Source organism: Xanthomonas sp. SHU 166 (genome assembly GCF_000364685.1).
Taxonomy (GTDB): Bacteria; Pseudomonadota; Gammaproteobacteria; order Xanthomonadales; family Xanthomonadaceae; genus Xanthomonas_A; species Xanthomonas_A sontii.
Genome location: NZ_AQOJ01000996.1, coordinates 1 through 6,259, shown reverse-complemented (window position 1 = coordinate 6,259; position 6,259 = coordinate 1). Strand labels below are relative to the sequence as shown.

The window sequence follows — 6,259 nt, the reverse complement described above, 5'->3', positions numbered from 1 at the left end:
ACCGGCGGCACCGGCGGCGAACGGCATGGCCAGGCACAGCGCCAGCCAGAGCGGGAAACGCGCAACACCACGCGAACGGATACGCATGCGACTCTCCTGTTGGATACGAAAGGAAACGATGGGCACGGTCAGGACAGACCGAACCAGAGCAGCGCCACCACGGCCGCCACCAGGCACAGTACGGCAAGCAGCCACAGCGCCCGGCGTCGACGCCGGCGCAGCCGCTGCGCGCGGGCCAGCGAGCGCAGGTCGATGTGCAGTTCTCGGCACCACAGGTCGGTGTCGTGCCGGGACAGGATGAAGCCGTGTCTACGCATGTGCGGTCTCCTGGGCGGAATCGTGCGGGGCCGGCGCATCGGACAGCTGCCACAGCTTCAGCCGCTGACCGTCGAACAGCACCTCGCCGACCGGGGTGTGGGTGCCGCGGAACAGGATCTGCAGGCGGTGCCCTGGCCGCCGCGGCCGGCGCGGCAACACTTGCAGCAGCAGGCGCGGCGCCTCGTCCAGCACCTCCTCCACGTCCAGTTCGACGTCGAAGGCCAGGGCCAGTTCGCCGATCTGCGGCAATTGCCAGGCGCGCAGCTCCCACAACGGGATCTGCAGCGACGGCGGCTCGGCCGCGTCCGTGGCCACCGGCAGCGTCTCGCCTGCGCCGAAGCAGGCGCGCAAGGCCTGTGCGTGACGCGCGCGGCAGCGCCGCTGCGCATCCAGCAGGGCCGCCGACAGCCCCTGCAGCAGCAGGTCGAACTCGCAGCGTAGGCTGGCCATCAGTCGTCCTTCATCCAGCCGGGCTTGCGCGGGAAGCCCACGTGGTAGCACAGCCACTGCATCACCACCTGGTGCTCGCCGATCTGCAGCACGGCGAAATTCTTCTCGGTGCCGATGATCGCGCCCTTCGGCGAATCGCTCAGGCAGCGGTTGAGCAAGGCCCGCGCGGCTTCGATCTGCTCGGGCGATTGCATCTGCGTCGGGTTGTCGCTGCCGACCACGACCCGCTTGACGAACTTGACTTCAGTAAGGTCGAACATCGTTGACGAGTCCCCCGACGAGATGGTTCAACGGACCGCTATGGACTTACGCGGGAACCGGCTCGGGCTTGCCGATCTTGCGCGGCGCCACCGAGGTCTGCAGGATGTCCAGCACCCGCGCCAAACCTTCCGGCGGTCCCTTGTCCGCGGCATGCACCGAGACGTGGTACTTGGCCGAGTTGTCCGAGCTGCGCGTGTTCTCCTTGCTGGTGGAGACCGAGCCCTGGATATGCACCTTGGCCTTGAACAGGCCGAAGCCGTATTCCACGTCCGCCGACATCGACGCCGAGGCATCGGTCTTCTCCTTCGAGGAGAAGGACGACTTCACTTCCATGTCGAAGGTGATGTCCACGGTCTGGATGCTCAGGCTGGGCACGTTGACGATGGCCAGCAGCGGCACTTCCAGTTCGACCTCCTCCTCGGCGATGCCGCCGGCCTTGTCCGGGTCGTCGACCGGCCGCTTGAAGCGGAAGCTGGCGGTACGGGTGGCGCCGGTTGCCTGCGGATTCTTCGGGTCGGGGTTGTCCGGCGGCAGGAAGCCGATGACGCGGATGAAATCGGCGGTGGCGCGGGCCAGCTTGACCTGCGCGTCGCAGGCCGCATCGAGCGGGCCGCCGATCAGGTCGCCCATCGGCAGACCCTTGAATTGACTTGACATATTGACGAGTTCGTCAGCCATTGCAGTGACTCCTTCAGTTGGTGGGATTGGTTACATCGTCCGTGCCCGCGACGTCCGGCTTGTCGGCCATGACCGTCTTGAACACGCCCTGCGTCTGCGCCAGATGGTTCAGCAATCTGGCCGCTCCGTCAGTCGGTTCGGTCCCCTCCACGCGCAACACGACGTGGACGGCACTCTGGCGCTGGCTCCGCGCGCTGGCGCTGGTATCGACGCGCACGCTGGAACGGGTGGCGGTGCGCTTGGCCTGCCAGGCACCGCGCGGGCCGGGCGACTCCGGCGCGAAGAAGCCGTCGGCCGACTGCAGGCCGCCGAGGTCGCCGAGCTGCGCATCGAAGCTGATCTCCACGTCCTTGATCCGCAGCACGTTGGTCGAGACCAGCGGCAGCAGCGGCGCGCGGTAGTAGTCCTCGTCGCCTTCGGCGGCCTGCGGGTGCTGCGACGGCAGGCGGATGATCACGCTCTTGGGCCGGTGGAACTCGTCGAAGTAATCGCCGAGGTTGGCCATCTGGTGCTGCTCGATGCGGTCCTGCGCCTCGATCACGGCGCCGGCCAGCGCTTCGATCAGGTCGTTCAATGCGGTCGGTCCAGCCATGGTCGCTCCTGGAGAAAGAAGGCCGCCGTCGGCGACGGCAGCGGATCGGCGGCGCTTGCCGCGCGCGCACTCAGCTCAGGTCGGGGAAGGAGTCGGTGCGCGCCAGCCAGCCCTTGAGGAACTTGCCCAGCGGCGGCTTGGCCGCGACCAGGCGCTGGTAGTAGTCGCGCCGGCCCTGCTTGTAGCGTGCGTACAGATCGCGCTGGTCGGCGGCCTTCAGCGCCGCCAGGGTGGCCGGGCCGAACTTGCCGTCCTCCGGCAGCTGCAGCGCCGGCGCCTGCGCGTTGAGCACGCGCTGCAGCAGCTTGATGGCGTTGTTGCCGGCGTTGACCTGGAAGTCGAACAGGATGTTGGCCAGCGGCTGCAGGGCGATCTCGTCGCCGTGCACCGCATTCCAGTAGCAGGTCTTGTAGATCACCCCGGCTTGCGCGTCGGTGAGCGCGCGCAGGTTGTCCAGGGTCGGCTCCAGTTGCAGCAGGCTCTTGGCGTACAAGCGAAACGTCGCCAGGGTGATGCCCTTGTTGGTGGCGCCGCCCGGATCCACCGGATCGTTGACGAAGCCGCCCTCGTGCTTGAGCAGGGTCGGAAAGAACGCGTTGAAGTCGGCCATGGGATCCTCCGCTGATGCCCGGTGTGGGCGTGGAGGAAGTCTGCGCAGCGGGCCGCATCGGCGGGATCGGCAAAAGCCCGATCCGGCAGCGGCTGCGCACTGAGGCGCCGTGTGCATGCGGTTCTCCGCGATCCGGGCAGCGGCGTCAGCGCGCGCCGCGCACCGGCCGCAGGCTTCTGGAATAATGCCGGGCTATGAGCAAGATCGAACAACTGCTGGACAACAACCGCTCCTGGTCCGAACGCATCAACCGCGAGGATCCGGAGTTCTTCAGCCGCCTGTCCAAGCAGCAGACCCCGGAGTACCTGTGGATCGGCTGCTCCGACTCGCGGGTGCCGGCGAACCAGATCATCGACATGGCACCGGGCGAGGTGTTCGTCCACCGCAACATCGCCAACGTGGTCGTGCATACCGACCTGAACTGCCTGTCGGTGATCCAGTTCGCGGTCGAGGTGCTGAAGGTGCGGCACATCCTGGTGGTCGGCCACTACGGCTGCGGCGGCGTGCACGCGGGCCTGACCCGCGCGCGGCTGGGCCTGGTCGACAACTGGATTCGCCACGTCACCGATGTGGCCGAGAAGCACGAGCACTGCCTGCAGCAGGCCGGCGACCTCAACGTGCAGCACGCGCGCCTGTGCGAGCTCAACGTGCTCGAGCAGGTGGTCAACGTCAGCCGCACTTCGATCGTGCTCGACGCCTGGGCGCGCGGCCAGGAACTGACCGTGCACGGCTGGGTCTACAGCCTGCGCGACGGCCGCGTGCACGACCTGGGCATGGAACTTGACCGCATCGACGACCTGGCGCCGCGCTACGATGCCGCCCTGGCGCGCATCAGCCAGGACCGCGAGGACCGCTGAGCGGCGCGCCGCTCCGCCATCTCGATCAAGGATCCGCATGCTCCCCGGCCCGCTCAACCTGCACGCCTGGATCGACGCCCACCGGCACCTGCTGAAGCCGCCGGTGGGCAACAAGTGCATCCACGCCGGCGACTTCATCGTGATGGTGGTCGGCGGGCCGAACGCGCGCAGCGACTACCACTACGACGAAGGCCCGGAGTGGTTCTACCAGCTCGAAGGCGAGATGGTGCTGAAGATCCAGGAAGACGGCGCGGTGCGCGAGATCCCGATCCGCGCCGGCGAGACCTTCCTGCTGCCGCCGAAGGTGCCGCACTCGCCGCAGCGCGGCGCGAACTCGGTCGGCCTGGTGATCGAGCGGCGGCGCCTGCCGCACGAGCAGGACGGCCTGCTGTGGTTCTGCGAGCGCTGCAACCACCTGCTGTACGAAGCCTACTTCCCGCTGCAGAACATCGAGACCGACTTCCCGCCGGTGTTCGCGCGCTTCTACGCCTCCGAATCGCTGCGCACCTGCGCCCGCTGCGGCCACGTGCATCCGCGGCCGGCGGCCGACGCGCCGTGACCGCCCTGCCCCCACGCCGTTCCGGCTCGCGATGCTGCGCAGCCTGATCGCACTCAAGCCGCGCGACGTGCCGGTGCGCGTGGCCCTGCGCAACACCGCCGCGGTGGTCGCGCCGCTGGCGCTGGGCGTGGCCGCCGGCCATGCCGAGTTGGGCCTGGCGGTGTCCACCGGCGCGCTCAACACCATGTTCTCCGACCAGCCCGGCCCGTACCGGGCGCGGATGCAGCGCATGCTGATGGCCGCGCTGGCGGCGGGCGTGGCCGCGCTGCTGGGCATGCTGATCGGCGCGCACACCGTGGCGCTGGCGCTGAGCGCGCTGCTGCTCGGCCTGGGCGGCGGTCTGCTGGTGGCGCTGGGCCCGGTGGCGGCGCGGGTCGGGCTGACCAGCATGATCCTGCTGGTGGTCAGCGCCGACGTGCGCCTGCCGCCACTGCAGAGCGTCGGCGTGGCCACGCTGATCTTCGCCGGCGGCGTGCTGCAGATGCTGATGGCGCTGGCGGCCTGGCCGCTGCAGCGCTACCGCCCGGAACGCTTCGCCTTGGCCGACCTGATGCGGCAACTGGCCGGCATCGCCCGCCAGCGGCCTGGCGCGACCGCCGCACCGCCGGCCACCGAGGCGGTGCTCGAGGCGATGGTGATGCTGCACGGCGAGCACCGCTCGCGCGGACGTGCGGTGCAGGCGTTCCGGGTCATCGCCGAGCTGTGCGAACGCGCGCGGCTGGAGCTGCTGACCCTGGCCGACCTGCACGGACGCCTGGACGCAGGGTCACCCGCGCGGCTGCCGATCGAGCGCGTACTCGAACGCAGCGCGGTGGTGCTGGACCAGCTCGCGCACGCGCTGGACAGCGCCGAGGACCCAGACGCGGCCACCGCCTCGATGACCGGATTCGACGATCTGGTGGATGCACTGGCGCAAGTGCAGGCGCAGACCGAAGACACCCGCGAACGCCGCCTGCTGCGCATCGCCGTGGCCCGTGCGCAGGGCCTGGGCGGCCAGTTGCGCGCGCTGGCGCGCAATGGCCGCTGGGCCAGCAGCCGCGGCGAGATCCAGGCCGAACTGGCCGAGGCGCAGTTGCCGGCGGCGCTGCGTCCACTGGCGCCGCTGCAGACCTTGCGGGCGAATCTGAAGCTGTCCTCGGTGGCGTTCCGCCACGCGCTGCGCTGCGGCGTGTGCCTGGCGCTGGCGGTGCTGTTCGCCCGCTGGCAGGCGATCCCGCACGGCTACTGGATCCCGATGACCACGGCGATCGTGCTCAAGCCGGATTTCGGCGGCACCCTCAGCTTCGGCGCGCTGCGCGTGGCAGGCACCTTCGGCGGGCTGCTGCTGGCCACCCTGCTGGCGCACTTCGTGATGGACGGGGCGGTGGTGCGGCTGCTGTTGCTGACCGTGTTCTGCCTGGGGTTCCGCCTGCTGACCCAGGTCAACTACGGGCTCGGCGTGGCCTGCCTGACCGGCATGCTGGTGCTGCTGCTGTCGTTCGAGGGCATGGCCCCGGGCGAGGCGATCGGCGAGCGCATCCAGGCCACCGTGCTCGGCAGCGCGCTGGCGCTGGCGGCCTACGCGCTGTGGCCGACCTGGGAACGCAAGCACATCCGCGCGATCCTGGCGCAGTTGCTGCTCGCCTACCGCGACCATCTCGACGCGGTGCTGGAAGGCCGCCTGCAGGCGCTGCCGGACACCCGCGCGGCCTCGCGCACCGCGCGCACCAACGCGCAGGCCTCGATCGAACGCCTGCGCGGCGAGCCGCGGCGCAAGCGCAACCTGCGCGAACTGACCCTGGCCGAATCGGTGCTGGCCAACGGCAACCGGCTGATCCGCGCCTCGCTGGCGCTGGAAGCGGTGCTGCGCGATGCGCCGCCGCTGCCGCCGTTGCCGGAACTGCAGCAGTTCAGGCAACAGGCGCATGCCGCACTGACCGAACTGGCCGACAGCC

The 6,259-nt window shown here is 69.7% G+C and carries 9 protein-coding genes; 3 read left to right on the top strand and 6 right to left on the bottom strand.

The window, feature by feature from the left end:
- Window positions 1–128: 128 nt before the first annotated feature.
- From D180_RS22120 to D180_RS22095, 6 genes are all read right to left on the bottom strand, one after another.
- Window positions 129–317 carry a hypothetical protein gene (locus tag D180_RS22120; protein WP_017910929.1) on the bottom strand — a complete coding sequence of 63 codons (189 nt, stop codon included), beginning with the start codon at window positions 315–317 and terminating at the stop codon, window positions 129–131.
- Window positions 310–768, bottom strand: a complete 459-nt coding sequence (locus D180_RS22115) for a hypothetical protein (protein WP_017914490.1) — start codon at window positions 766–768, stop codon at window positions 310–312. The genes D180_RS22120 and D180_RS22115 overlap by 8 nt, the downstream gene beginning before the upstream one ends.
- Window positions 768–1,028, bottom strand: a complete 261-nt coding sequence (locus D180_RS22110) for a hypothetical protein (RefSeq protein WP_017910927.1) — start codon at window positions 1,026–1,028, stop codon at window positions 768–770. Before D180_RS22110 ends, D180_RS22115 begins: the two co-directional genes overlap by 1 nt.
- A gap of 46 nt (window positions 1,029–1,074) precedes the next feature.
- Window positions 1,075–1,707 carry a DUF2589 domain-containing protein gene (locus tag D180_RS22105; protein WP_026143450.1) on the bottom strand — a complete coding sequence of 211 codons (633 nt, stop codon included), beginning with the start codon at window positions 1,705–1,707 and terminating at the stop codon, window positions 1,075–1,077.
- Window positions 1,708–1,720: 13 nt separating this feature from the next.
- The gene (locus D180_RS22100) at window positions 1,721–2,299 is read right to left on the bottom strand and encodes a DUF2589 domain-containing protein (RefSeq protein ID WP_173003349.1); all 579 of its coding nucleotides are present in this window, start codon (window positions 2,297–2,299) and stop codon (window positions 1,721–1,723) included.
- 70 nt (window positions 2,300–2,369) lie between these two features.
- Window positions 2,370–2,909, bottom strand: coding sequence for a glycosyl hydrolase 108 family protein (locus tag D180_RS22095; RefSeq protein WP_017910924.1), 540 nt, complete (start codon window positions 2,907–2,909; stop codon window positions 2,370–2,372).
- 194 nt (window positions 2,910–3,103) lie between these two features.
- Between D180_RS22095 and can the strand changes: the two genes are divergently transcribed.
- The 3 genes from can to D180_RS22080 form a co-directional block, all read left to right on the top strand.
- Window positions 3,104–3,766 (top strand): carbonate dehydratase, encoded by a 663-nt coding sequence (can, locus tag D180_RS22090; protein WP_017910923.1) that lies wholly within the window; start codon window positions 3,104–3,106, stop codon window positions 3,764–3,766.
- A gap of 37 nt (window positions 3,767–3,803) precedes the next feature.
- A complete protein-coding gene (locus tag D180_RS22085; protein WP_017910922.1) occupies window positions 3,804–4,325 on the top strand; it encodes a 3-hydroxyanthranilate 3,4-dioxygenase in 522 nt (173 codons plus the stop codon).
- A 31-nt stretch (window positions 4,326–4,356) separates the two neighbouring features.
- On the top strand, window positions 4,357–6,259 hold a 1,903-nt coding region (locus D180_RS22080; protein WP_017914489.1), incomplete at its 3' end, for an FUSC family protein.

Bases quoted from the DNA above. Each gene is read 5' to 3' on its own strand.
- D180_RS22120 (WP_017910929.1), bottom strand. From the start codon at position 317: ATGCGTAGACACGGCTTCATCCTGTCCCGGCACGACACCGACCTGTGG.
- D180_RS22115 (WP_017914490.1), bottom strand. From the start codon at position 768: ATGGCCAGCCTACGCTGCGAGTTCGACCTGCTGCTGCAGGGGCTGTCG.
- D180_RS22110 (WP_017910927.1), bottom strand. From the start codon at position 1,028: ATGTTCGACCTTACTGAAGTCAAGTTCGTCAAGCGGGTCGTGGTCGGC.
- D180_RS22105 (WP_026143450.1), bottom strand. From the start codon at position 1,707: ATGGCTGACGAACTCGTCAATATGTCAAGTCAATTCAAGGGTCTGCCG.
- D180_RS22100 (WP_173003349.1), bottom strand. From the start codon at position 2,299: ATGGCTGGACCGACCGCATTGAACGACCTGATCGAAGCGCTGGCCGGC.
- D180_RS22095 (WP_017910924.1), bottom strand. From the start codon at position 2,909: ATGGCCGACTTCAACGCGTTCTTTCCGACCCTGCTCAAGCACGAGGGC.
- can (WP_017910923.1), top strand. From the start codon at position 3,104: ATGAGCAAGATCGAACAACTGCTGGACAACAACCGCTCCTGGTCCGAA.
- D180_RS22085 (WP_017910922.1), top strand. From the start codon at position 3,804: ATGCTCCCCGGCCCGCTCAACCTGCACGCCTGGATCGACGCCCACCGG.